The sequence below is a fragment of the Variovorax sp. ISS6 genome, from assembly GCF_056523145.1.
Window position 1 is genome coordinate 119,671 of record NZ_JAWRZC010000002.1, and the last position, 20,710, is coordinate 140,380.

The 20,710-nt window shown below is 70.1% G+C and carries 23 protein-coding genes; 12 read left to right on the forward strand and 11 right to left on the reverse strand.

The window, feature by feature from the left end:
• Nucleotides 1-63: 63 nt before the first annotated feature.
• From AC1HIL_RS32565 to AC1HIL_RS32590, 6 genes are all read left to right on the forward strand, one after another.
• Entirely contained in the window at nucleotides 64-762 is a 699-nt protein-coding gene (locus AC1HIL_RS32565) for a GNAT family N-acetyltransferase (protein WP_479669177.1), read from the forward strand.
• Between the two features lie 33 nt (nucleotides 763-795).
• Nucleotides 796-1,512: an SDR family oxidoreductase gene (locus tag AC1HIL_RS32570; RefSeq protein ID WP_479669176.1), complete on the forward strand. Its 717-nt coding sequence runs from the start codon at nucleotides 796-798 to the stop codon at nucleotides 1,510-1,512.
• A gap of 67 nt (nucleotides 1,513-1,579) precedes the next feature.
• Nucleotides 1,580-2,371 carry an exodeoxyribonuclease III gene (locus AC1HIL_RS32575; RefSeq protein WP_479669175.1) on the forward strand — a complete coding sequence of 264 codons (792 nt, stop codon included), beginning with the start codon at nucleotides 1,580-1,582 and terminating at the stop codon, nucleotides 2,369-2,371.
• A 75-nt stretch (nucleotides 2,372-2,446) separates the two neighbouring features.
• Nucleotides 2,447-3,043 carry a TetR/AcrR family transcriptional regulator gene (locus AC1HIL_RS32580; RefSeq protein WP_057596267.1) on the forward strand — a complete coding sequence of 199 codons (597 nt, stop codon included), beginning with the start codon at nucleotides 2,447-2,449 and terminating at the stop codon, nucleotides 3,041-3,043.
• A 129-nt stretch (nucleotides 3,044-3,172) separates the two neighbouring features.
• On the forward strand, nucleotides 3,173-4,312 hold the full coding sequence (locus AC1HIL_RS32585) for an NmrA family NAD(P)-binding protein (RefSeq protein ID WP_479672798.1): 1,140 nt from the start codon (nucleotides 3,173-3,175) through the stop codon (nucleotides 4,310-4,312).
• Between the two features lie 21 nt (nucleotides 4,313-4,333).
• Nucleotides 4,334-4,840, forward strand: coding sequence for a GNAT family N-acetyltransferase (locus AC1HIL_RS32590; RefSeq protein WP_479669174.1), 507 nt, complete (start codon nucleotides 4,334-4,336; stop codon nucleotides 4,838-4,840).
• Between the two features lie 56 nt (nucleotides 4,841-4,896).
• Here AC1HIL_RS32590 and mobA read toward each other — a convergent pair whose 3' ends face one another.
• The 7 genes from mobA to AC1HIL_RS32625 are packed head-to-tail and all read right to left on the reverse strand — an operon-like array spanning nucleotide 4,897 to nucleotide 10,801.
• The gene (gene mobA / locus AC1HIL_RS32595; RefSeq protein ID WP_479669173.1) at nucleotides 4,897-5,496 is read right to left on the reverse strand and encodes a molybdenum cofactor guanylyltransferase MobA; all 600 of its coding nucleotides are present in this window, start codon (nucleotides 5,494-5,496) and stop codon (nucleotides 4,897-4,899) included.
• A 21-nt stretch (nucleotides 5,497-5,517) separates the two neighbouring features.
• A complete protein-coding gene (locus AC1HIL_RS32600) occupies nucleotides 5,518-6,087 on the reverse strand; it encodes an NADPH-dependent FMN reductase (RefSeq protein WP_479669172.1) in 570 nt (189 codons plus the stop codon).
• A gap of 14 nt (nucleotides 6,088-6,101) precedes the next feature.
• Nucleotides 6,102-7,073 carry a tripartite tricarboxylate transporter substrate binding protein gene (locus AC1HIL_RS32605; RefSeq protein ID WP_479669171.1) on the reverse strand — a complete coding sequence of 324 codons (972 nt, stop codon included), beginning with the start codon at nucleotides 7,071-7,073 and terminating at the stop codon, nucleotides 6,102-6,104.
• A gap of 18 nt (nucleotides 7,074-7,091) precedes the next feature.
• A complete protein-coding gene (locus AC1HIL_RS32610) occupies nucleotides 7,092-7,949 on the reverse strand; it encodes a fumarylacetoacetate hydrolase family protein (protein WP_479669170.1) in 858 nt (285 codons plus the stop codon).
• A gap of 31 nt (nucleotides 7,950-7,980) precedes the next feature.
• Nucleotides 7,981-8,718, reverse strand: coding sequence for an IclR family transcriptional regulator (locus AC1HIL_RS32615; protein ID WP_057596260.1), 738 nt, complete (start codon nucleotides 8,716-8,718; stop codon nucleotides 7,981-7,983).
• Between the two features lie 33 nt (nucleotides 8,719-8,751).
• Entirely contained in the window at nucleotides 8,752-10,251 is a 1,500-nt protein-coding gene (mhpA, locus tag AC1HIL_RS32620; protein WP_479669169.1) for a bifunctional 3-(3-hydroxy-phenyl)propionate/3-hydroxycinnamic acid hydroxylase MhpA, read from the reverse strand.
• Entirely contained in the window at nucleotides 10,244-10,801 is a 558-nt protein-coding gene (locus tag AC1HIL_RS32625; RefSeq protein WP_479669168.1) for a VOC family protein, read from the reverse strand. Before AC1HIL_RS32625 ends, mhpA begins: the two co-directional genes overlap by 8 nt.
• A 148-nt stretch (nucleotides 10,802-10,949) precedes the next feature.
• Between AC1HIL_RS32625 and AC1HIL_RS32630 the strand changes: the two genes are divergently transcribed.
• Nucleotides 10,950-11,939 (forward strand): Bug family tripartite tricarboxylate transporter substrate binding protein, encoded by a 990-nt coding sequence (locus AC1HIL_RS32630; RefSeq protein ID WP_479669167.1) that lies wholly within the window; start codon nucleotides 10,950-10,952, stop codon nucleotides 11,937-11,939.
• Between the two features lie 31 nt (nucleotides 11,940-11,970).
• Here the strand turns inward: AC1HIL_RS32630 and AC1HIL_RS32635 are convergent, their stop codons facing one another.
• Both AC1HIL_RS32635 and AC1HIL_RS32640 read right to left on the reverse strand, forming a co-directional pair.
• Nucleotides 11,971-12,570: a nuclear transport factor 2 family protein gene (locus AC1HIL_RS32635; RefSeq protein WP_479669166.1), complete on the reverse strand. Its 600-nt coding sequence runs from the start codon at nucleotides 12,568-12,570 to the stop codon at nucleotides 11,971-11,973.
• A 48-nt stretch (nucleotides 12,571-12,618) separates the two neighbouring features.
• Nucleotides 12,619-13,719: a porin gene (locus AC1HIL_RS32640; protein WP_479669165.1), complete on the reverse strand. Its 1,101-nt coding sequence runs from the start codon at nucleotides 13,717-13,719 to the stop codon at nucleotides 12,619-12,621.
• 164 nt (nucleotides 13,720-13,883) lie between these two features.
• On the opposite strand from AC1HIL_RS32640, the gene AC1HIL_RS32645 reads away from it, so the two are divergent.
• The 3 genes from AC1HIL_RS32645 (at nucleotide 13,884) to AC1HIL_RS32655 (ending at nucleotide 17,667) form a co-directional block, all read left to right on the forward strand.
• Nucleotides 13,884-14,804, forward strand: coding sequence for a LysR substrate-binding domain-containing protein (locus AC1HIL_RS32645; RefSeq protein ID WP_093350035.1), 921 nt, complete (start codon nucleotides 13,884-13,886; stop codon nucleotides 14,802-14,804).
• A gap of 69 nt (nucleotides 14,805-14,873) precedes the next feature.
• Nucleotides 14,874-15,842, forward strand: a complete 969-nt coding sequence (locus AC1HIL_RS32650) for a Bug family tripartite tricarboxylate transporter substrate binding protein (protein ID WP_479669164.1) — start codon at nucleotides 14,874-14,876, stop codon at nucleotides 15,840-15,842.
• 163 nt (nucleotides 15,843-16,005) lie between these two features.
• Entirely contained in the window at nucleotides 16,006-17,667 is a 1,662-nt protein-coding gene (locus tag AC1HIL_RS32655) for a tannase/feruloyl esterase family alpha/beta hydrolase (RefSeq protein WP_479669163.1), read from the forward strand.
• 1 nt (nucleotide 17,668) lies between these two features.
• Here the strand turns inward: AC1HIL_RS32655 and AC1HIL_RS32660 are convergent, their stop codons facing one another.
• Nucleotides 17,669-18,340, reverse strand: coding sequence for a TetR/AcrR family transcriptional regulator (locus AC1HIL_RS32660; RefSeq protein WP_261213308.1), 672 nt, complete (start codon nucleotides 18,338-18,340; stop codon nucleotides 17,669-17,671).
• 166 nt (nucleotides 18,341-18,506) lie between these two features.
• Here AC1HIL_RS32660 and AC1HIL_RS32665 point away from each other — a divergent pair, with 166 nt between their 5' ends.
• Both AC1HIL_RS32665 and AC1HIL_RS32670 read left to right on the forward strand, forming a co-directional pair.
• Nucleotides 18,507-19,310: a crotonase/enoyl-CoA hydratase family protein gene (locus AC1HIL_RS32665; RefSeq protein WP_479669162.1), complete on the forward strand. Its 804-nt coding sequence runs from the start codon at nucleotides 18,507-18,509 to the stop codon at nucleotides 19,308-19,310.
• 33 nt (nucleotides 19,311-19,343) lie between these two features.
• Nucleotides 19,344-20,333: a Bug family tripartite tricarboxylate transporter substrate binding protein gene (locus tag AC1HIL_RS32670; protein WP_479669161.1), complete on the forward strand. Its 990-nt coding sequence runs from the start codon at nucleotides 19,344-19,346 to the stop codon at nucleotides 20,331-20,333.
• Nucleotides 20,334-20,378: 45 nt separating this feature from the next.
• Here the strand turns inward: AC1HIL_RS32670 and AC1HIL_RS32675 are convergent, their stop codons facing one another.
• Nucleotides 20,379-20,615: a hypothetical protein gene (locus AC1HIL_RS32675; protein WP_479669160.1), complete on the reverse strand. Its 237-nt coding sequence runs from the start codon at nucleotides 20,613-20,615 to the stop codon at nucleotides 20,379-20,381.
• Between the last annotated feature and the right edge of the window lie 95 nt (nucleotides 20,616-20,710).

The following is a 20,710-nucleotide window of genomic DNA, read 5'->3' on the forward strand; positions in this document are numbered from 1 at the left end:
TGATATCAATATTGTCATTTACGACCGTGGTCCTCCAGGAAAGACAGCCCTACGCTAGAGACCATGACATCACCCATCGACTCCCCGCTCGACCGTTCGGCCTGGACCTCGCTGGTCGGCCCGCAGGCGCACCTGGGACACGGCAACGCCCTGGCCCGCCGCTACCACCCCGAGGTCGCGCCGTTCGCGGGACTGGTCGAGGAAAGCCCGGCCGCCTTCGGGGCGCTGCGTGCGCTGCTGGGTTCGGACGATCGCGTCATGGTGCCCACGCTCGCGCCGGTCGCCGGCATCGACGGCCTGCAGGCCAGGCTGCTGGGCCAGGTCCACCAGATGGTCGCGCTGCACCCCGGTTCGGGCCGTGCGGCGGAACTCCAAGCCACGCCGCTCGACGCCTCCGATGTGCCCGATGCCCTGGCCCTCGTTGCCCGCACCCGGCCCGGCCCCTTCGGCCCGCGCACGCTCGAGATGGGCGACTACCTCGGCATCCGCGACCAGGGCCTGCTCGTGGCCATGGCCGGCGAGCGCATGCGCTTCGACGGCCACGCCGAGATCAGCGCGGTCTGCGTCGACGACGCCTGGCGCGGCCGCGGCCTCGCCGCCGGCCTCGTGAACCTGCTGCGCGCGCGCATCGAGGCGCGCGGCGAGACCGCCTTCCTGCACGTGCTCAGCGACAACGCGAATGCCATCGCGCTCTACGAGCGGCTCGGCTTCCGCCATCGCCGCACCCTGTTCCTGCACCAGATCGCCCTGGCCACCGTTTGACTCACCCCGCGCTCCGGCGCACAAGGAAACACCATGAAGATCCAAGGTTCCGTCGTATTCGTGACGGGCGCCAACCGTGGCCTCGGCCTCGAATTCGCCCGCCAGGCGCTGGCGCTCGGCGCCGCCAAGGTCTATGCCGCCGCGCGCGAGCCCTCGCAGATCCCGCTGCTGGGCGTGCTGCCGATCCGGCTCGACGTGCGCGATCCCGCGCAGGTCGCCCAGGCCGCGGCCGATTGCCGCGACGTGACGCTGCTGATCAACAACGCGGGCATCGGCCGGCTCGGCGGCTTCGTCGGCGGCGATGCCGAGACCGACCCCGTGGCCGTCCTGCGCGAGCAGCTCGAGACCAACCTCTTCGGCATGCTGCACATGAGCCGCGCCTTCGCGGGCGTGCTGGGCCGCAACGGCGGCGGCGCGATGCTCAACCTGCTGTCACTCTTCAGCTGGGCCAACACGCCGATGATCGGCGCCTACGGCGTGAGCAAGGCCGCGGCCTGGGCGCTGACCAACGGCCTGCGCCACGAGCTGCGCGCCCAGGGCACGCAGGTGGTGGGTTTCCATGCCGGCCCGATCGATACCGACATGGTGCGCGCGCTCGAAGTGCCGAAGGCCTCGCCCGAGGACGTGGTGCGCCAGTCCTTCGCGGCCATCGAGGCCGGCCAGGAGGAGGTGCTGGTCGACGAGGGCACGCGCCAGGTCAAGGGCGCGCTGTCGCAGGGCATCTACCTGCGCGACGTCATGGCCGGGTGATTTCTGCGGGCAGGAGGACGCGTTGTCCGACGCGCGAAGCGCCGGCACGCGCCGGAAGATGGCTGCCATGAAGATCGCCACCTTCAACGTCAACGGCATCCACAGCCGGCTCGACCGGCTGCTCGAATGGCTCGCCGCGTCGAAGCCCGACGTGGCCTGCCTGCAGGAACTCAAGTCGCCCGACGCCAAGCTGCCGCTCGCCGCGATCCGGCGCGCGGGCTACGGCGTGGTCGCGCACGGCCAGCCCGCGTGGAACGGCGTGGCCATCCTCGCGCGCGGGCGTGAGCCGATCGAAACCGGGCGCGGCCTGCCGGGCATGGAGGACGACCCGCAGAGCCGCTACCTCGAGGCCGTGATCGACGGCGTGGTGATCGGCTGCCTCTACCTGCCCAACGGCAACCCGCAGCCCGGGCCGAAGTTCGACTACAAGCTGCGCTGGTTCGAAGCCTTCCACAAGCATGCGAAGAAGCTGTACGCGAGCGGCCTGCCCGTGGTGCTCGCGGGCGACTACAACGTCGTGCCCACCGATGCCGACATCTACAACCCCGCCTCGTGGCGCGACGACGCGCTGCTGCAGCCCGAGAGCCGCGCTGCCTACGCGCGCCTGCTGAAGCAGGGCTGGACCGACGCGATCCGCGCGCGCCATCCCGAACGCGCGCCCTTCACCTTCTGGACCTACTGGCGCAACCGCTTCCCGCGCGACGCAGGCCTGCGCATCGATCACCTGCTGCTCAATGCCGAACTCGCGCCGCTGCTGCGCGATGCGGGCGTGAACCGCGACGTGCGCGGGCGCCCGGGCGCGAGCGACCATGCGCCGGCTTGGATCGAGCTCGACCTGCCCGGCACTTCGCGCTCCTGACGCACGCCGACCCGTCGCGGAAGGCATGGGCCGTCGTATGATGAAGATCATGCAAAGAACCGGACCGCGAGCCGCATGAGATATTCGCCAGAACACAAGGCACAGACGCGCGAGCGCATCCTCAAGGAGGCCGCGAAGACCATCCGCCGCGATGGGGTCGCCGCGGTCGGCGTCGCCAGCGTGATGGCGGATGCGGGGCTCACGCATGGTGCCTTCTATGCGCACTTCGGCTCCAGGGATGCGCTGGTCGACGCCGCACTCGAACGCATGTACGGCGAGATCGCCGAGCGCTTCGCAAAGGTGACGGCCGAGCTGCCGCCGGACCGGGCCCTGGCCGCCTACCTGCGCTTCTATCTCTCCCCCCAGCATCGCGACAGCATGACGATCACCTGCCCGCTGCCGCTGCTCGTGAACGAGGTTGCCCGCCTCGGCGCCGAGGCGCGCCGCGACTTCCAGCGCGGCGTCGAAACGCTGACCGAAGCGCTCGCCGGGCCGATCGAGGCGCTGGGCATCGGCGAGGCCCGGGAGTTCGCGGGCTCCGTGGTCGCCGAGATGGTCGGCGCGATGACCCTGGCCCGCGGCATCGGCCAGCGCAAGGCCTCCGACGCGGTGCTCGAGCGCTCGCGCGATTCAATATTGGGCCGGCTGCGGCTGGACGCCGCGAGCCTCTAGGCCGCGCGCTCCGCTTCCCTCTCTCCGCTTCATCCGACTTGTCGAAGGCACGTCGAACTCGCCCAATAGAATTATGCACGTCATACAATGAAGTCACTCTCACTGTGAACGATTCAAAGGAAAGATGAAATGAACTCCAAGAAAACCTCGAGGATCTTCGTCGTCGGCGGCACCGGCGCCCAGGGCATGCCGATCGTGCGTGCGCTGGTCGCGGACGGCCGCTATGCCGTGCGCGTGCTCACGCGCGACACGGCCTCGCGCCGCGCGAAGGAACTGCTGGCACTGGGCAACGTGAGCCTGCTCGAGGGCAGCTTCGCCGACGAGGCCGTGCTGCGCGAGGGCTTCTCGAGCTGCGACGGTGCCTTCGTCAACATCGACGGCTTCAATACTGGCGAGAAGACCGAGACCTACTGGGCCTTCCGCGCCTACGAGATCGCGCTCGAGCAGGGCATCCGCTTCTTCGTCTACGGCAACCTCGACTACGCGCTCAAGAAGGCGGGCTTCGACGCGGCCTTTCGCACCGGCCATTACGACGGCAAGGGCCGCATGGGCGAATGGATACGCTTCCAGAACCAGGCCCACCGCGAGCGCATGGGCGCGGCGATCTTCACCTCGGGCCCCTACATCGAGATGGCGATCTCGGCGATGACGCCGATGTCCCCCGCCGTGGAGGACGGCGTGCTCACCTGGCGCGTGCCGCTGGGACAGGGGGCGGTGCCGCACGTGGCGCTCGAGGACTGCGGCCACTACGTGCGCTGGCTGTTCGATCATCCGAACCTCGCCAACGGCATGGACCTCGAGGTCGCGATCGAGCATGTGCGCTATGCCGATCTCGCCGCAGCGTTCGAGCGGGTCACCGGCCAGCCGGCGCGCTATGTCGACACCGACCTGGCCGCTTATTGGCAGGGCCCCTTCGGCCGCATCGCCGATGCGCCGGCCGGCTACAACGCCGATCCGCGCGACAAGAGCACGATGAGCGTGCGCGACAACTTCACCGGCTTCTGGAACGTCTGGAAGCACGAGCGTGGTGCGGCGCAACTACGAGCTGCTCGACGAGATCCACCCGGGCAGGATCCGCAGCGCCGAGGAATGGTTGCGGCGCGAGGATCGCCTCGGCCGCGAACAGGGCAAGGGCACGCTGTGGGAGCGTGTCCAGGTCGGCCAGCAGCAGAGGATCCTCAAGATGACCGAGGACATGCGGCAGGGCCGGTTGTAGTCCCGCGCTTCGACCACCGGGAAGCGCTGACGCGCGTTCGATGCCGTGCATGACCGGCCCGAGAATCCGACACCATGAACATCCACATCCGCCAGGAAACGCCCGCTGACGCCCAGGCCATCGAAGCCGTCACCATCGCGGCCTTCGAACATGCCGCGCACACGAGCCATACCGAGCAGTTCATCGTGCGGGCACTGCGCGCGCGGGGCCAGCTCACGGTGTCGCTGGTCGCCATCGAGGACGAGCGGCTCGTCGGCCATGTGGCCGTGTCCCCGGTTCGCATCGACGGTCGGGCGGGCGACTGGTACGGCCTGGGTCCGATCTCGGTGCGGCCCGACTGCCAGGGCCGGGGCATCGGCTCGCTGCTGATGGCGCAAGCCCTCGACGCGCTGCGCTTTCTGCGCGCCGGTGGCTGCGTGCTGCTGGGGGATCCGGCCTATTACGCGCGCTTCGGCTTCAGGGCCGAGCCCGGCCTGACGCTGCCGGGCGTTCCGCCCGAGTACTTCATGGCACTCGCGCTGGCGGGGGCGGTGCCCACGGGCAGCGTCGCGTACAGCGAGGCCTTCGACGCCACGGAGTGAACCAGCCGCGCCCCAGGAAGCGCTCGGCCGCGGCGGCCCCTTCGCTTTCGCCGCGCTCAGCCTTGCAACTGGCGCAGCTCGTCGCTGGTGTTGGCGTTGAAGAAGGCCGCTGCATCGTCGAACGCCACCTGCACCCTGCGGTGCTGCGCGGTCCATTGGCCGAACTTGCGCTCGCCCGCCTGCAGGAAGGTGAGCAGGCTCGGCGCCAGGCCGGTGCGCAGCAGGCAGAACACGGGCTGCGCGCGCAGCTTGCCGTCTTCGCGCGTGGCGGCCATCGCGATCTCGGCGCCCTGCGCGGCCGCGGCCTCGGCCAGCCGGTCGACCAGATCCGACGGAAAGTCCGGCGTGTCGCAGGGCACGGTGACCAGCCAATCGGTGCGCGCATGCTCGAGCCCGGTCAGCAGGCCCGCGAGCGGCCCCGCATAGCCTTCGATGGAATCGGACCACACGGGCACGCCCATCGCCTCGTAGTCCGTCAGGTTGCGGTTGGCGCTGAGCATGGCCGTGCCCACCTGCGGCTGCAGGCGGCGCAGCGCATGCAGCGCCAGCGGCGTGCCGCGGTGGTCCTGCAGGCCCTTGTCGACGCCGCCCATGCGGCTGCCGCGGCCGCCGGCCAGCACCAGGCCCGTGATGTCTTCGCGCGCGATGAGGTTCATGCGCGCATTCTCGCCCGAGGCCTACGACCTCAGCGTCCGCAGCGCCGAGGTCCAGCGCAGCAGTTCGTCGAGCATCGCCTTCGCGGCCGTCGCGTTGGCGGGGTTGGCCGACAGGCCGCCCTCGGCCTGCAGCTGCTGGCCCACGTTCGTGAACGCGACCGCCTCGAGCATCGGCACTACCTTGAGCGTGCCCAGCAGCTGCTTGGTGACCTGCACCGCGCGGATGCCGCCCGACATGCCGCCGTAGCTCACGAAGCCGACGGCCTTGTACTGCCATTCGCGCACGAGGTAGTTCAGGGCATTGACCAGCGCGCCCGGCGGCGCGAAGTTGTATTCGGGCAGCACGAACAGGAAGGCATCGGCCTCGGCGACGCTCGCGCTCCAGGCGCGTGTGTGCTCGTGCGTGTAGCGCTGCAGGCGCGGATGCTCGGGCTCGTCGAACACCGGCAGGCCGAAGGCGGCCAGGTCGACGAGACGGGCTTCGAAGCCGCCGTGCGCTTCGGCGATGCCGTGCGCCCACTGGGCGACGGCCGGGCCCACGCGGCCGGGCCGCGTGCTGCAGATCAGGGTATGGAGGATGGGACGGGTCATCGCGGAATCCTAAGTCATGGCGCGGCCAGTCCGAGGCGCGCGAGGGTCGCGGCCTTGAGGCGGCTGTCCTCGCGCACCTGGCGCTCGAAGTCCTTGCCCGGCTGGAAGTCGACCACCTGGTTGGCGCCGCGCGCCCAGGCCTGGTATTTGGGCGAGGCCACGGCCTCGCGGCACGAGGACTCGAGGCGCGCGACCACCTCGTCGGGCGTCTTCGCGGGCACCAGCACGCCGCCGAAGCTCGCCTGCACCACGGGCACGCCCGACTCCTTGAGGGTGGGCACGTCGGGGAACGAGGGATGGCGCTTGTCGGTGTACACGGCGATCAGGCGCAGCGCGCCCGATTGCAGGTGGCCGGTGATCGAGCTCGCGAGCACGGCGCCGAAGCTCAGGCGCTCGCTCAGCAGGTCCTGCAGCATCGGCGCGTCGCCCTTGTAGGGCACGTGCGTGAGCGCGACCCGGGTGGCGGCCTCGATGTCCGAGGTGCCCAGGTGCGGGATCGAGCCGGTGCCCGAGGTGCCGTAGCTCACCCTGCCCGGCTCCTTCCTCGCGTCGGCCAGGATGTCCTGCACGCTGCGGTACGGCGACTTCGCCGGCACCGCGATCGCGAAGATGTTGTCGAACACCTTGCAGACGTAGCGGAAGGAATCGAGCTTGTAGTTCAGCGCCTTGAGCCGGTGCGGCTCGCTGGTCAGCGGCACGGCGGGCGTGAAGACCACGGTGTAGCCGTCGGCGCGCGCGCCGGCGCCCGTGTTCAGGCCGATGGTGCCGGCCGCGCCGTCGCGGTTGATCACCGCGAAGGGCTGGCCGAGGTTCTCGGACATGGCCTGCGCGAGGCTGCGCGCGTTGATGTCGAGCCCGCCGCCGGCGGCGAAGGGCACGATCATCTGGATCGGGCGCGAGGGATAGTCGGGGGCCGCCGCGGCGGACAGCGCGGCGCACATCAGAGCGAGCAGCAGCGCGCTGCGGCGATCGAATCGTCGGTTCATGGGAGTGCCGCCGGCGAGTTACTCGGCGCGGATGCCGTTGCGCAGCACGCCAATGGCGTCGACCTCAATCTCGACGATGTCGCCGGGCTTCATCCACACCGGCGGGTTGCGCTTGGCGCCCACGCCGCCCGGCGTGCCGGTCACGATCACGTCGCCCGCGGCCAGCGGCGTGAAGGCCGAGATGTGGGCGATCTGGCGCGGGATGCTGTGGATCAGCTTGTCGGTGGTGGTGCGCTGCATCTCCTGGCCGTTGAGCCGCGTCACCAGCGTCATCACGCGCCCGTCGGCGATCTCGTCGCGCGTGACCATCCAGGGGCCGAAGCCGCCGGTGCGCCAGAAGTTCTTGCCGGCGGTCCATTGCGGCGTGGCGGTCTGCCAGTCGCGGATGCTGCCGTCGTTGTAGCAGGCATAGCCCGCGATGTGCTCCCAGGCATCGGCCTCGGCGATGCGCCGGCCGCCGCGGCCGATCACGACCGCGATCTCGCCCTCGTAGTCGAGGCGCGTCGACTCGGGCGGCAGCACGATGTCCTCGCCGTGCGCGAGCTGCGATTCGGCCACGCGCAGGAACAGCGTGGGTTGCTCGGTGATCTCGCGGCCGGTCTCGCGCACGTGCTCGCCGTAGTTGAGGCCCACGCAGACGATCTTGCCGGGGTTGGGAATCACGGGCAGCAGTTGAAGCTCGCTCAGCGCCAGCGTGGCGCTCGCCTGGCCCACGGCCGTGGTGGCCTCGGCCAGCAGGTCGGCCGCGATCAGCGCCTTCAGGTCCGCGGCGCGCTCGCCGAAGATCTGGCGCAGGTCGACGACGCGGTCCGCGCGGTCGCCGGTCACCGCGCCGTAGCTGTCGGTGCCGTTGAGTTGGTAGCTGATGAGTTTCATGGTCTGTCCGTGAGGAGTGATGGAAATAGAACTACGCCAGCCGACCTCCAATGCGCTGCGCGCCCTCGGTGATCAGGTGAACCATCTTGTCGAGGTCGACGATGGACAGGCGCGAGGTGTCGAAGACCAGCTGGATGGCGGCCCATGCGCCTCCGTCTGCCTTCGGGATCGGCGCGGCCACGGCCGCGAGCTGCGGTTCGAGTTCGCCGATCGACACGTAGTGGCCGGCCTTGCGGATCCCCGCGTAGAGACGGCGGAATTCGCTCCACTCGGCCGGCAGCCCGCTGCGCACGACCTCGTCGTGGCGGGCATCGAAGACCTTGCGCAGCTGCGGCGGCGCGAAGGTCGAGAGCAGCACCTTGGGCGCGGCGCCCAGGAACAGCGGGCGCGGCCGGCCGCGCCCGTAGGCCAGCGTCGGCGGCGCGCCGCCCATCTCGCGATGGGTGTCGAGCACCTGCATGCCGAAGATGCCCGAGCTCACGCAGTCGAAGCCGGTGGCGGCCACCAGTTCGCGCATCACCGGGATGCCTTCGCGCAGCACCGGGTCGGCATTGCGGATGTAGTGGTCCAGCAGGATGATCCGCGGCCCGAGCGCGTAGTGCGAATCCTCCACGCGCTGCAGCAGCCCGGCCTCGAGCAGCAGCCGCACGTAGCGGTAGCCCGTGGGCAGCGAGACCTCGAGCGCCGCGGAGATGTCGTCCGCCGTGCGCGTCAGGTGGGTGTCGTCGAACAGGTCGAGCACCCCCAGCATGCGCCCCAGGCTGGACATGGATTTTTCCGGCACGCCAATTCCTCCAGAGTGTCATGGCGCGACGGGGAGGTGTTGCGAGATGCGATCCAGATCGTGCCCCGTGCGCGCGACGCCGACGATATATCGGTCGGGGCGCAGTATCACCGCCCGCGCCTCGTGGGCCTCGAGCCAGTGGCGCAGCGGCGCGTCGGGCCGGTCGATGACGATGGCATCGGCGCGGCGCCAGCGTTCGGCGGTGGCGGGCGCGGCGGCCGCGAGCGCGTCGGGGCTGCCGATCACCGCGCTGCGCCGGCCCAGCAGCTCGTCGAGCAGGCGGCCGTCGGTCAGCCGCGGCTGGGGAAAGGGCCGCCCGGCGAGCGAGCCCGCGTCGGCATCGAAGGCGCCCTGGCCCAGCAACTGCGGCGGCAGCTCGAAGATCTCGGGGCGCCCGGCACGAAAGCGCGCATCGCGCTCGGCCGCGCGCGCGGGATCGGTGGTCTGGATGATGTTGCCCAGCCGCACCGCGAGCTCGATCAATGCGCGCACATGCGGCGCGCGCTCCGACTCGTAGGTGTCGAGCAGCGCGGCAGGCGCGCCGCGCGCGAGCACGGCCTCGAGCTTCCAGGCGAGGTTGGCCGCGTCGCGGATGCCCGCGCACATGCCCTGCCCGAGGAACGGCGGCGTCTGGTGGCAGGCATCGCCGGCCAGCAGCAGCCGGCCCTGGCGCCAGCCCTGCGCGATGACGGAATGGAAGGTGTAGATGGCGGCGCGCTCAAGCCACGCCTGCTCGGGCTTCACCCAGGGCGCGACCAGACGCCACAGCGTGTCGGGTTGCACCAGCGCCTCGCGGTCGTCGTCGGGCAGCACCATGATCTCCCAGCGCCGCCGGTCGCCGACCACGTTGCAGTAGGTCATGGGCCGCGCCGGGTCGCAGTGCTGCACCGTGTGGGTGGGCAGGTCGACGGGTTGCCGCAGCAGTACGTCGAACACCAGCCAGGGCTGGCGCAGCCCGAGGTCGACCATCGCGCTGCCCATCTGCCGGCGCACCGGCGAGCGCGCGCCGTCGCAGCCGACGACATAGCGCGCGCTCAGCGTGGTGTTTTCCTGCCGCTGCAGGTCGCGCACGCTCAGCGTGGCGCCGTCCGCGTCCTGCGCGATGCCGATCAGCTCGTGCCGCAGCCGCAGCTCCACGTTGGGAAAGCGCGCGAGGCCTTCGCGCAGCACGGCCTCGAGCTCGGGCTGGTGGAAGTAGTAGTTGTTGGCGCAGCCATGCGGGCCGAGCGCCGCGCTGCCGCCGCGAATCAGCATCGTCTCGCCCGCGCCGTTGACGAAATGCATGCCCTGCTCGCCCGGGCGCGCGATGGCCAGAACCCGCTCGCGCAGGCCCGCGCCCTGCAGGATGCGCAGCACCTCGCCGTCGAAATGGATCGCGCGCGGCAGCGGGAAGATGCCGGCCTCCTTCTCGAGCACCAGCACCGACAACCCGGCCGCGCCCAGCAGGTTGGCGAGCGTGGCGCCGGTCGGCCCGAGTCCGACGATCGCGACGTCGTGCATCTCCATCGCTTCAGCCACGCTGGTCTTCCTGCATGCGGCGCGCCACCTCGGCCTGCCATTGGGCGCGGCTCATGAACTTGGGGAAGCGCTTCGCGATGGCCTCGGCCTGCGCGAGGATGGCTGCGTCGGACTGCGACAGGTCGATGGTCTCGCGCAGCGGCTGGTCGCAGTACCAGGGCGTGTCCATGAACAGCTCGAGCCGGTTGCCCTCGGGGTCGCGGCAGTAGACGGAGATGGCGTTGCCGTGCGTGACCGGGTGCATCTCGCTCGCGCCCTCGGCCAGCAGCCGGTCGTGGAAGCGGCGCAGCGCGCCGAGGTCGGGCACGCGAAACGAGATCTGGTTGACCACGTTGAAGCCCGGGTTCGCGGGCCGGCCGGTGGCCAGCACGAGCTGGTGGTGCTCGCGCGGATCGCGGCTCAGGAACACCAGCTGCACCGCGCTCAGGTCGCCCGCGTCGGTCTGCGTGAAGCGCAGCGCCTGCTTGTAGAAGCGCGCCATGCGCGGCAGGTCGCTCACATAGAGGCCGATGTGGCTGAACTGCAGGTCCGAGGGGCCGAAATCCGTCATCTCAATGTCTCCAAACGATAAATCGCACGGAGCTTTTCCGTCTCGATGATGAAATACTATAGTTATTCTCATATTTTGACAATAACTATGTTTTATCTATCATCGCGACCGGTGCAAGCCCCACCCAAGATCGAATGGAGACAAACCGATGAACGTTTCGAAGACGCGGGGCCGCCGCTGGCTGGCCCCTGGATGCATCGCCGCCGCGGGCCTGCTGGCGAGCGCGGCCTGGGCCCAGGCCGACTACCCGAGCAAGGCGGTGCGGATCATTGCCCCCTTCCCCGCCGGCAGCGGCCCCGACGCGAACGCGCGCGAGATCGCGGCCGAGCTCACGAAGCTGCTGGGCCAGAGCTTCTATGTGGAGAACCGCCCCGGTGCCTCGAACATCATCGGCACCGAGGTCGCCGCGAAGGCGCCGGCCGATGGCTACTCGCTCTACATCGGCACCACCAGCTCGCTGTCGGTGGTGCCGCATCTCTATTCGAAGCTGCCCTTCGATGCCGAGAAGGACTTCGCGCCCGTGAGCCTGCTCGGCGTGCTCAACACCGGCCTGATCGCCACGCCCGGCGTGGAGGCGCGCGACGCGCGCGCACTGATCGCCGCGCTCAAGGCCCGGCCCGATTCGGTGGCGGTCGCGACCGCGGGCATCGGCAGCTACTCGCACCTGTCGGCCCTGTGGTTCAACAGCGCCGCGGGCGTGAAGACCAACCTCGTGCCCTACAACAGCAGCAGCCCCTACGTCGACCTGATCGCGGGCCAGGTGCAGCTGATGTTCGACGGCCTGCCGGCCGCCGCGGGCAACATCCACACCGGCAAGCTCAGGCTGCTGGCCATCACCGGCAAGGAGCGCGCGCCGAGCTTCCCCGACGTGCCCACCTTTGCCGAGGCCGGCCTGCCCGACTACGCGCCGATCGCCTGGCAGGGGCTGCTCGCGCCCGCGGGCACGCCCAAGCCCGTGCTCGAGAAGCTCAGCGCGGCGATGCGCAAGGCCTGCCAGTCGAGCGAGCTCGCGCGCAAGTGGCGCGACTACGGCGGCGAGCTGCGCTGCAACACGCCCACGGAGTTCAAGGCCTTCATCGATGCCGATCGCGCGATGTGGGGCAAGGTGATCCGCGAGGCGCGGGTCAAGCTCGATTGAGCGCGGCGTGCGTTCTCCGCATCGCGCGGGTTCAGGGCCGTTGCAGCCACGCGCGTGCCTGCTCGCGCAGTTCGCGCTCTGCCTCCGAGTCGGCGGTCGGCAGGTCGAGGGGAACCTCGTGTCCGGCCTGCAGCAGGCGGTAGCCGAGGTAGCGGTACGGCCGCGGCAAGCGCGACAGCCGCTTCGCATCGAGCGCGAGCGCGGCGCCCTCGGCGTCCGCGACGAGGCTGTCCATGTCGTAGACGGCCGTGCGCCGCGCCAGCCTCCACGCGCCCTCCTCCTGCGCGAGCAGGTCGATGAAGCGGAAGTGGCATTCCCATCGCACCGGCGTGCCGTCCAGGCTGCCGAACCCGATCATCATCACGGCCGACTCGGCCCAGGCGCGCTCGCCCTCCACCTCGCACAGCGTGCCGAGCATGCGGTGCCGGTTGAAGCTGCGGCCCTGCAATCGGCGCGAGGCCTCCACGAAATCGACATGGCGGCCGCGGAACCAGCTCACGGCGATGTCGCCCGCGGGCGTGAAGCAGTCGGTCAGCGCGGCCCAGCGCGCGTTGTCGCGGCAAAAGGCCCAGCGCTGGATCAGTTCGGCGATGGCGGCCTGGTGGAGGATAGGTTCGGTCTTCGATGGCATGGCGCTTTCTCGAGGGTGAAGGGCGCATCGCGCCCCGGGATGGGAGGTTCAGAACGTGTGCTTCACGCCCAGCATGAAGCCGCTCTGGGAGCCGCCGGGCGTGTTGGTGAGGCCGGGATAGCCGTTGACCGGCAGCGCCAGGCTGCCGCTGTTGCGGATGTGGCCCGCGGTCGCGTAGACCAGCGAGCGCTTCGACAGGAAGTAGCTGGCGCGGAACACGGCCAGCCGCGCCCCGTTGGCGGTGTGGCGGTAGTCGAGCTTGAACAGCTGCGCCTCGAACAGCCACGGGCCGCTCGGGTAGGTGCCGCCCAGCCACCACAGGTCGCTGCGCGGCTGCGTCGCGCTGCCTTCGCTGTCGCGCCGAAGGTAGCCCGCGGCGAGCTTGACCTCGCCGAGCTTCAGGTAGCCGTTGAGCGTGGCCCGCGTGTCGCTGCGGTCGCTGCTGGACAGGCCACCGAAGGCACCGGGGCCGCCCTGGATCCGGTCGGCGCCGAGCGCGACGCCCCACGACGCCTGCTCGTACTTGAGCATGCCCGACAGCGTGCGGCAGGCCCGTGCGTCGCCGGGCAGTTCGCCCGCGCAGTTGGTGCCGCCCGGGCTGTTGGTCGCGACCACGTCGCGGCCCAGGCTGTAGAGCGCGCCGACGCTCCACGCGCCGAAGCTGCCGCGGTAGGCGATCGCGTTGTCGGCTCGGATGTTCGCGAGATAGGGATCGAGCGAGCTCGAGCTGTAGGCACCGGGTCCCATGATGTCCGACTCGGTCATCGACCAGAACAGGAAGGTCAGTTGCCGGCCCAGCGTGACCGTGCCCCAGTCGCCCGCCAGGCCGACCGTGGAGGTGCGGCCGAAACTGCGCCCGCCGTTGGCGATGACCCCGGTGTCGGCGTTGAAGCCCATCTCGAGGTTGAAGATCGCGCGCGTGCCGCCGCCCAGGTCCTCGGCGCCCCGGAAGCCCAGGCGCGAAGGCAGGGTGCCGAACTGCATGCGCGTGACGCCGATCGCGCCCGGCCCGCCATGGCCCTGCACGTGCTCGACCCCGAGGTCGAGCAGGCCGTAGGTCTGCAGGCTGCCCTGCGCCCGGGCGGGCGTGGCCGCGGCGAGCGCCGCGACGAGCGCGAGGGCCATGACGGCCCGTTTTTCTTGTCTCATGTCTTCTGGTCCTCGTGGGGGTGGATGCCGGTCTTCGCGGGTGCCCTGCATCGACGGCCCCCGCACGGTAGCCACGGCCTCGCGGGGCCAGAAGACGGCAATTTCTCGCGCTCGATCGCCGGCGGCTATCGCCAGCGCGTGGCGTTTGGCACCCGGGACGATCGATGAAACTGCACCAGTTGCGCGACTTCGTGGCCGTGGCCTCCACCGGCAGCCTGCGCGCGGCGGCGCGGCGCCTGGGGCTCACGCAGCCCTCGCTCTCGAAGAGCATCCAGCAGCTCGAGAAGGAACTGGGCAGCGCGTTGTTCGAGCGGCATGCGCGCGGCGCCGTGCTGAGCTTCGCGGGCCGCGCCTTCCTGCCGCGCGCCGAGACGGTGCTCAACGAACTGCAGCGCGCCGCCTCCGAACTCCAGCACCTCGGCGGCGCGGGCGGCCATGTGAACATGGCGGTGTCGGCGGCCGCCGCGCTCACGGCCCTGCCCGAGGCGCTGACCGAATTCCGCAGGCGCTATCCCGATGCCGCGGTGCGCGTGGTCTCGGGCACCTTCGCCGTGATGTTCAGCGAGCTGCGCGCGGGCGCGCTCGACTTCTCGATCGGGCCCCGGCCGGCCGTGTCGCTGAGCGAGGAGTTCTGCGTCGAGCAGCTGTTCACCAACACGCGCGCCGTCGTGTGCCGCGCCGGCCATCCGCTGCGCCATGCGAGATCGCTGGGCGAACTCACCGAGGCCCAGTGGCTGGTGCCCGGTGCGATGGGCCTGGCCGCGGCGGAGCACGACCAGGTCTTCCTGGGGCTGGGCCTGCCGGTGCCGCGATCGGTGGTGCAGTGCGAATACCCGACGGCCCTGCTCTCGCTGCTGGCCCGCACCGACATGCTCGCCATCGTTCCGCGCCAGTACGCGGACGCCCGGCCCTTCGACAGCTTCCTGGTCGAGATCCCGATCGGCGAGACGCTGCCGGGCGCGGAGATCGTGCTGATCGCGAAAGCCGCCATGCCGCTCACGCCCGCGGCCGAGCACATGCTGACCTTGCTGCGCCGGCACATCGAGTACCACGTCACGGCCCACCGCGGCGGCACGCAGCCATAACCGCGACCTATCTTCATCGACGCCGCGGCATCTGCCGCCGTGCGAACGCGCTGCCTAGACTCCCGCCGCATGAAAGTCCTTGCCCATCTGGCCGCCGCCGCGGCCGCGCTGCTTCTCTCGCCGGGCGCATGCGCCGACGACTGGCCCGTGAAGCCGGTGCGCGTGGTCCTGCCCACGGCGGCGGGCAGCGCGCCGGACGTCATCGCGCGCCTGCTCGGCGAGCGGCTCGGCCAGCTCTGGAAGCAGCCCGTGATCGTGGAGAACAAGCCGGGCGCCAGCGGCGTCATCGGCATCTCGGCCTTCAAGCAGGCGCCGGCCGACCAGCACGGCTTCCTGCTCGCGCAGGCGGCGGTCATCGCGGTGACGCCGCGCACGCTGGCGAACCCGCGCTTCGATGTCGACGCGGACATGACGCCGATCGCGCTCGTCGCGCTGAGCCCCATGATGATCCTCGCGCGCCAGGACTTCGGCGCGAACACGCTCGCCGAGGCCTTCGCGCTCGCGCGTTCGGGCAGGCAGCCGATCACGGTGGCCGCCACGGGCCAGTACTCCATTCCGCACCTGTCGGCCGAGTACATCCGGAAGGCCGCGGGGCTGGATGTCAACATCGTCTCCTTCGGCAGCACCGGAGGCGCCCTCAATGCCCTCGTCAATGGCGATGCGCAACTGATGGTCGACGGCATTCCGGGCGTGGGCGCGATGCGCCAGTCCGGGCGCATCAAGGCCCTGGCCACCACCGCCTCGGAGCGCCTGCCGGGCGAGCCCGAACTCCCGACGTTGGCGCAGACGCTGCCGGGCAGCCCGGAACTCAGCGGCTGGTTCGTGCTGTTCGGCCGGAAGAACGCGAGCGCCGAGGTGGTCGAGCGCGTGAACCGCGACGTCCGCCAGGTGCTGCAGGATCCCCGGCTCGCGGCGCGCTTCGTGGAACTCGGCGTGTTCCCGCGTGCGTTGACGCCGGCCGAGACCGCGCGCTTCGTGGCCGACGAGCGGCAGCGCTGGGGGCGGGTGCTCGACGGGCTGAAGATCGAGGTGCGCTGAGCCGCGACGACGCAGCAGTCGTCGCGTTCTTGAACATTCACTACTGTATGGAAAAGTCAGGGTAAGCCCGGGCTGCGTATCGCTTTGTCCTCCCTATCATCCGCTCCGACCATTCACATGTGTATGGTGAATGATCGAACTGGCGCCCCAAACCGGAGACAACATGACTCGCAACAGATCGATAGCCCTTGCCCTTTCATGCAGCCTGGCCGCGCTGGTCGCCGGGTGCGGAGGCGGCAGCGGCGGGGGTGGAGACGCGGCCGCGCTGGCGGCCGCGATCGCAGCGGCCAATGCCGGCGCCAACGGGCCGGGATCCGCACCGCCGGCCCCGCGGGCCGCGTTCAAGGAGCGCTGCAGCGGACTCGTCGGCAAGGCCGTCGGACCGGGCAGCATCGCCACGGCCGAAGTGATGGCCGCGTCCGCAACCACGCTGCAGACCTGCCAGGTGCGTGGCGCCATCGTGAGCTCGCCCACCTCGACCATCAACTTCCGCATCGACCTGCCCGAGGAGTCGGTGTGGAACCAGCGGCTGGTGCAGATCGGCGGTGGCGGCTACGACGGCGTGGTCGTCGGGCCCGACCTCGTGATGCTGGCCAATGGCGACGTCTACAAGCGCGGCTATGCATGGGTCAGCGCGGATGGCGGCGTGCAGGTGCCTGACCTGAGCTCGACGCTCAACAACCCCTCGGCCTTCGACAACTTCGCCTTCGCCTACCACCCGCAGGTGCTGAAGGCGGCCGGCGCCGCGATCCAGTCGATCTACGGCAAGCCCGCCGCCAGGACCTACTTCTACGGCATGTCCACGGGCGGCCGCGAGGCGCTGCTGCAGGCGCAGCGCTATCCGCAGAGCTACGACGGCATCGTGGCCGGCGAGCCGGTGGTCGATTACAGCAACGTGATCCAGCGCGGGATCGCGCTGGCCAAGCTGGCGTTCTCGAACAACGGCGCTGGCTGGCTCAGCCCGGCCAAGATCAAGCTGTTCGGCGATGCCCAGATGGCGGCCTGCGACGGCCTCGATGGCGCGGTCGACGGCGTCATCTCCCATGTCAGCGCCTGCCGCTTCGACGTTCGCACGCTGCGCTGCCCGGGCGGCGCGGACAGCGGCGACAGCTGCCTGTCGGATCCGCAGATCGCGTCGGTCGACTTCATGCGCTCGGACTTCACGCTGCCCGTGCCGGTGGCGAACGGCATCACCAGGGCGCCGGCCTGGGGCGTGGGCGGAGAGGCTGCCGCCGCCGGCAACTGGACCATCGCGCAGTTCGGCGCGAGCCCGACGGCACCCGCGAGCCAGCTCTACTTCTTCTCCGACTGGTGGCTCAAGTACCAGGTGACCTCGAACGTCAACACGACGGTGCTCGGCTACACGCCGGGGGCCGATCCGGCGCGCTGGCTCGAGCTCTCCGAGAAGGTCAACGCGACGAATCCCGACCTGTCGGCCTTCGCGGGACGCGGCGCCAAGCTGCTGCTGTGGGCCGGCGCGAGCGACAACCTGGTGCCGCCCGGCTATGCCACGGACTACTACCAGAGCGTGGTCGGCAAGCTGGGCCAGGAGACGACCGATTCCTTCATGCGCTTCTACATGCTGCCGGGCGTGGTCCATGGTCCGGGCGGCCCGGGTGCCGGCATCGTCGACAACCTCGCGATCCTCGAGAACTGGGTCGAGAAGGGCAAGGCGCCCGACGATTCGCTCACGGCGGCGCGGCTCGCGGCCGACGGCAAGAGCGTGGAGATGACCCGTCCGCTGTGCCGCTATCCGACCTGGCCGAAGTACCGCGGCACCGGCGACAAGAACCTGGCGGCCAGCTTCAGCTGCGCCTACGACTGAGCTAGCGTGCCTGGGCCTTGCCGGGCTCCGGCGCCAGCAGCATCTGGGCCACGAAGCGGCGGCGCTCGGCCTTGTCGGCGGCGGAGCCCTGGTTCCTGAACAGCGACTCCGACTGCATGTAGCAATAGAGCGTGAAGGCGCGCGAGCGCGCGGACCTGGCGTCGAAGCCGCACGAGAGGAAGCATTCCTCGATGTAGGCGAGCCGCTTGGCATCGACTTCGTCGACGATCATGCGCGCCATCTCGTCGCGCCGGGCCCAGGCCCGGACCGCGAGTTCGACCGAGGCGCCCTTCATGGCCGCGCGGCCATGGAACGGCAGCTCGACCAGCTCGACGATCAGGTCCTGCGCCTGGACGCCCTGCTTGCGGTAGCGCGCGATGATCTGCTCGGTCTGCGCCTCCTGCCAGCTTACGAGGATGCGCTTGAGCAGGTCGTCGCGATCGACGAAGTGCCAGTAGAAGGAACCGCGCGTCACCTGCAGGAGCTTGGCCAGCACGTCGACGCGGACCGCGTCGATGCTCTTGTCGATCAGCAGTTCGGTCGCGGCCACGATCCAGTCGGCGGGCCCGAGCTGGGACCGCTCGGAGGCCGGTTTGGCGCCGGCCTCGCTCTTGCGCTGCAGGGCGGCCGAGGCCTTGCGCGGGCGCGGTTTGCCAGGGGTGGTCGTCAGCATGCGCCGATGATAGCGGAGGCCCGCATGCACCAGAGTCAGGGCCCATTCCCTTGGGCAAACCCTGAGCCGTCCGTCCGGATCCGGCTGATAGCATCGCCTCACCATACACATCTGTACGTGTATTGAGAAACGCGAAAAAGCTTCTTCCCCGACCTCATCGAAAGCCATGCAGTACCAGTTCCTGACCCTCGAACTCCAGGAGGAGATCGCCCACCTGCACCTGAACCGCGCCGGCAAGCGCAATGCCCTCAACGACGGCCTGGTGCTGGAGTTGCGGCATGCGTTCGAGAACCTGCCCGGCCATGTGCGCGCCGCCGTGCTAGGCGGCCAGGGCGCGCACTTCTGCGCCGGGCTCGACCTGTCCGAACTGGCCCACCGTGATCCGCCGCAGGCGGTGCAGCACTCGCGCATGTGGCATGCGGCGCTCGATGCCATCCAGTTCGGCCCGGTGCCCGTGATCGCCGCGCTGCACGGGGCCGTGATCGGCGGCGGCCTCGAGCTGGCCGCGGCCTGCCATGTGCGCGTGGCCGATGCCACCGCCTTCTACGCGCTGCCCGAAGGCACGCGCGGCATCTTCGTCGGCGGTGGCGGATCGGTGCGCATTCCCAAGCTGATCGGCGTCTCGCGCATGGCCGACATGATGCTCACCGGCCGCGTGTACCGCGCCGACGAGGGCGAGCGCGTCGGCTTCTCTCAGTACCTCGTGGCCGAGGGCAAGGCCTGGTCGCACGCGCTCTCGCTGGCCCGCCAAGTGGCGCGCAATGCGCCGCTGACCAACTTCGCGGTGATGCAGGCGCTGCCGCGCATCGCGGAACAGCCCGCGGACCACGGGCTGATGACCGAAGCGCTGATGAGCGCCATCACGCAGAGCGCGCCCGAGGCGAAGCTGCGCGTGCAGGCCTTCCTCGACGGCGCGGGCGCCAAGGTGCGCACGCCGCAGGCCGGCGCGGACATCGCGTCCGCCGCCTGAACCACGACATTCACAACGACCGAGGAGACTTTCATGCAGACACGACGGACCTTCATTCAGGCAGCGGGCGGCGGCGCGCTCGGCTCGCTGCTGCCGCTCGCGGCTTCGGCCCAGGCACTGGACCAGGTCAAGATCTACTACGGCTTTCCCGCGGGCAGTGCCGGCGACAGCGTGGCGCGCCGCATCGGCGAGAAGGTCGCGGGCTCCGCGTACTCGCGCAACGTCGCGGTGGTCGACAACCGCCCGGGGGCCGGCGGGCGCATCGCGCTCGAGGTGCTGAAGTCGGCGCCGGCCGACGGATCGGTGCTGGCGCTGTCGCCGTTCTCCTGCACCTCGATCTATCCGCATGTCTACTCGAAGCTCAGCTACGACGCGAACAAGGACTTCGTGGCCGTGTCGATCGGCGCGGTCATGCACCACGGCCTCGCGGTGGGACCGAAGGTGCCCACCAGCGTGGTCACGGTGCGGGACTTCCTGGCCTGGGCCAAGGCCAACCCGCAGGAGGCGAACTACGGCTCGCCGGCCGCGGGTTCCACGCCGCACTTCATCGGCGCCCTGCTCGGTCTCACGGCCAATGTCGACCTGCGGCACGTGCCCTATCGCGGTTCGGTGCCCGGCATCACCGACGTGGTGGGCGGGCAGATCGCCGCCATGGTCACGCCGAGCGGCGACTTCCTCGCCAACCACCGCGCGGGCAAGCTGCGGATGATCGCGACCTCGGGCCGCCAGCGTTCGCCCTTCTCGCCCGAGGTGCCGACCTTCGCGGAACAGGGCTTCGCCGAGCTCACGACCGAGGAATGGTTCGGCTTCTATGCGCCCGCGCAAACGCCGGCCGCCGCGATCGCGCGCGCCAACGCCGCCGTCAACGCCGCGGTCAAGGAGCGCGCCGTCATCGACAGCCTGGGCGTCGTCGGCCTGATCGCGCGCGGCTCCACCGCGGAAGAGATGGCGAAGTCGCAGCAGGCCGAGTTCGAGCGCTGGGGGCCGCTGGTCAAACGCATCGGGTTCACGGCGGAGTCGTAGGCCAGAGACACGAGACCTTCGCGGCCCGTGGCGCCGTTCGGTGCTTCACGAATCGAGATGGCGCTCGCGGCTCCACTGCTCGACGAAGGTCCTCGCATCCCGCTTCAACGCATCGATGACATCGGGGCCGTCCGTGCCCGCCACGACGAGCCGGCGCCGGACGATGCCGCCCAGATCCAGATCGGCATGGCCCGATGCGAAGGCCGCGCCCTGCGCGGTCGTGACGCGAATCTTCACGTGCCACCCTTGGTAGCAGAAGTCGAGTTCGTTGTCGGGAGTCATGACAGGCAGGCGCCGTTCGCCAGGCGAAGGGGTATCTCGAGAGATCGGATTGATAGTAAATATATCAATGAGTAGCAATTCTATCTATCCGAATC

Excerpts from the sequence above, each read along its gene's own strand:
- AC1HIL_RS32565 (WP_479669177.1), top strand. The coding sequence starts at position 64 with ATGACATCACCCATCGACTCCCCGCTCGACCGTTCGGCCTGGACCTCG.
- AC1HIL_RS32570 (WP_479669176.1), top strand. The coding sequence starts at position 796 with ATGAAGATCCAAGGTTCCGTCGTATTCGTGACGGGCGCCAACCGTGGC.
- AC1HIL_RS32575 (WP_479669175.1), top strand. The coding sequence starts at position 1,580 with ATGAAGATCGCCACCTTCAACGTCAACGGCATCCACAGCCGGCTCGAC.
- AC1HIL_RS32580 (WP_057596267.1), top strand. The coding sequence starts at position 2,447 with ATGAGATATTCGCCAGAACACAAGGCACAGACGCGCGAGCGCATCCTC.
- AC1HIL_RS32585 (WP_479672798.1), top strand. The coding sequence starts at position 3,173 with ATGAACTCCAAGAAAACCTCGAGGATCTTCGTCGTCGGCGGCACCGGC.
- AC1HIL_RS32590 (WP_479669174.1), top strand. The coding sequence starts at position 4,334 with ATGAACATCCACATCCGCCAGGAAACGCCCGCTGACGCCCAGGCCATC.
- mobA (WP_479669173.1), bottom strand. The coding sequence starts at position 5,496 with ATGAACCTCATCGCGCGCGAAGACATCACGGGCCTGGTGCTGGCCGGC.
- AC1HIL_RS32600 (WP_479669172.1), bottom strand. The coding sequence starts at position 6,087 with ATGACCCGTCCCATCCTCCATACCCTGATCTGCAGCACGCGGCCCGGC.
- AC1HIL_RS32605 (WP_479669171.1), bottom strand. The coding sequence starts at position 7,073 with ATGAACCGACGATTCGATCGCCGCAGCGCGCTGCTGCTCGCTCTGATG.
- AC1HIL_RS32610 (WP_479669170.1), bottom strand. The coding sequence starts at position 7,949 with ATGAAACTCATCAGCTACCAACTCAACGGCACCGACAGCTACGGCGCG.
- AC1HIL_RS32615 (WP_057596260.1), bottom strand. The coding sequence starts at position 8,718 with ATGTCCAGCCTGGGGCGCATGCTGGGGGTGCTCGACCTGTTCGACGAC.
- AC1HIL_RS32625 (WP_479669168.1), bottom strand. The coding sequence starts at position 10,801 with ATGACGGATTTCGGCCCCTCGGACCTGCAGTTCAGCCACATCGGCCTC.
- AC1HIL_RS32630 (WP_479669167.1), top strand. The coding sequence starts at position 10,950 with ATGAACGTTTCGAAGACGCGGGGCCGCCGCTGGCTGGCCCCTGGATGC.
- AC1HIL_RS32635 (WP_479669166.1), bottom strand. The coding sequence starts at position 12,570 with ATGCCATCGAAGACCGAACCTATCCTCCACCAGGCCGCCATCGCCGAA.
- AC1HIL_RS32640 (WP_479669165.1), bottom strand. The coding sequence starts at position 13,719 with ATGAGACAAGAAAAACGGGCCGTCATGGCCCTCGCGCTCGTCGCGGCG.
- AC1HIL_RS32645 (WP_093350035.1), top strand. The coding sequence starts at position 13,884 with ATGAAACTGCACCAGTTGCGCGACTTCGTGGCCGTGGCCTCCACCGGC.
- AC1HIL_RS32650 (WP_479669164.1), top strand. The coding sequence starts at position 14,874 with ATGAAAGTCCTTGCCCATCTGGCCGCCGCCGCGGCCGCGCTGCTTCTC.
- AC1HIL_RS32655 (WP_479669163.1), top strand. The coding sequence starts at position 16,006 with ATGACTCGCAACAGATCGATAGCCCTTGCCCTTTCATGCAGCCTGGCC.
- AC1HIL_RS32660 (WP_261213308.1), bottom strand. The coding sequence starts at position 18,340 with ATGCTGACGACCACCCCTGGCAAACCGCGCCCGCGCAAGGCCTCGGCC.
- AC1HIL_RS32665 (WP_479669162.1), top strand. The coding sequence starts at position 18,507 with ATGCAGTACCAGTTCCTGACCCTCGAACTCCAGGAGGAGATCGCCCAC.
- AC1HIL_RS32670 (WP_479669161.1), top strand. The coding sequence starts at position 19,344 with ATGCAGACACGACGGACCTTCATTCAGGCAGCGGGCGGCGGCGCGCTC.
- AC1HIL_RS32675 (WP_479669160.1), bottom strand. The coding sequence starts at position 20,615 with ATGACTCCCGACAACGAACTCGACTTCTGCTACCAAGGGTGGCACGTG.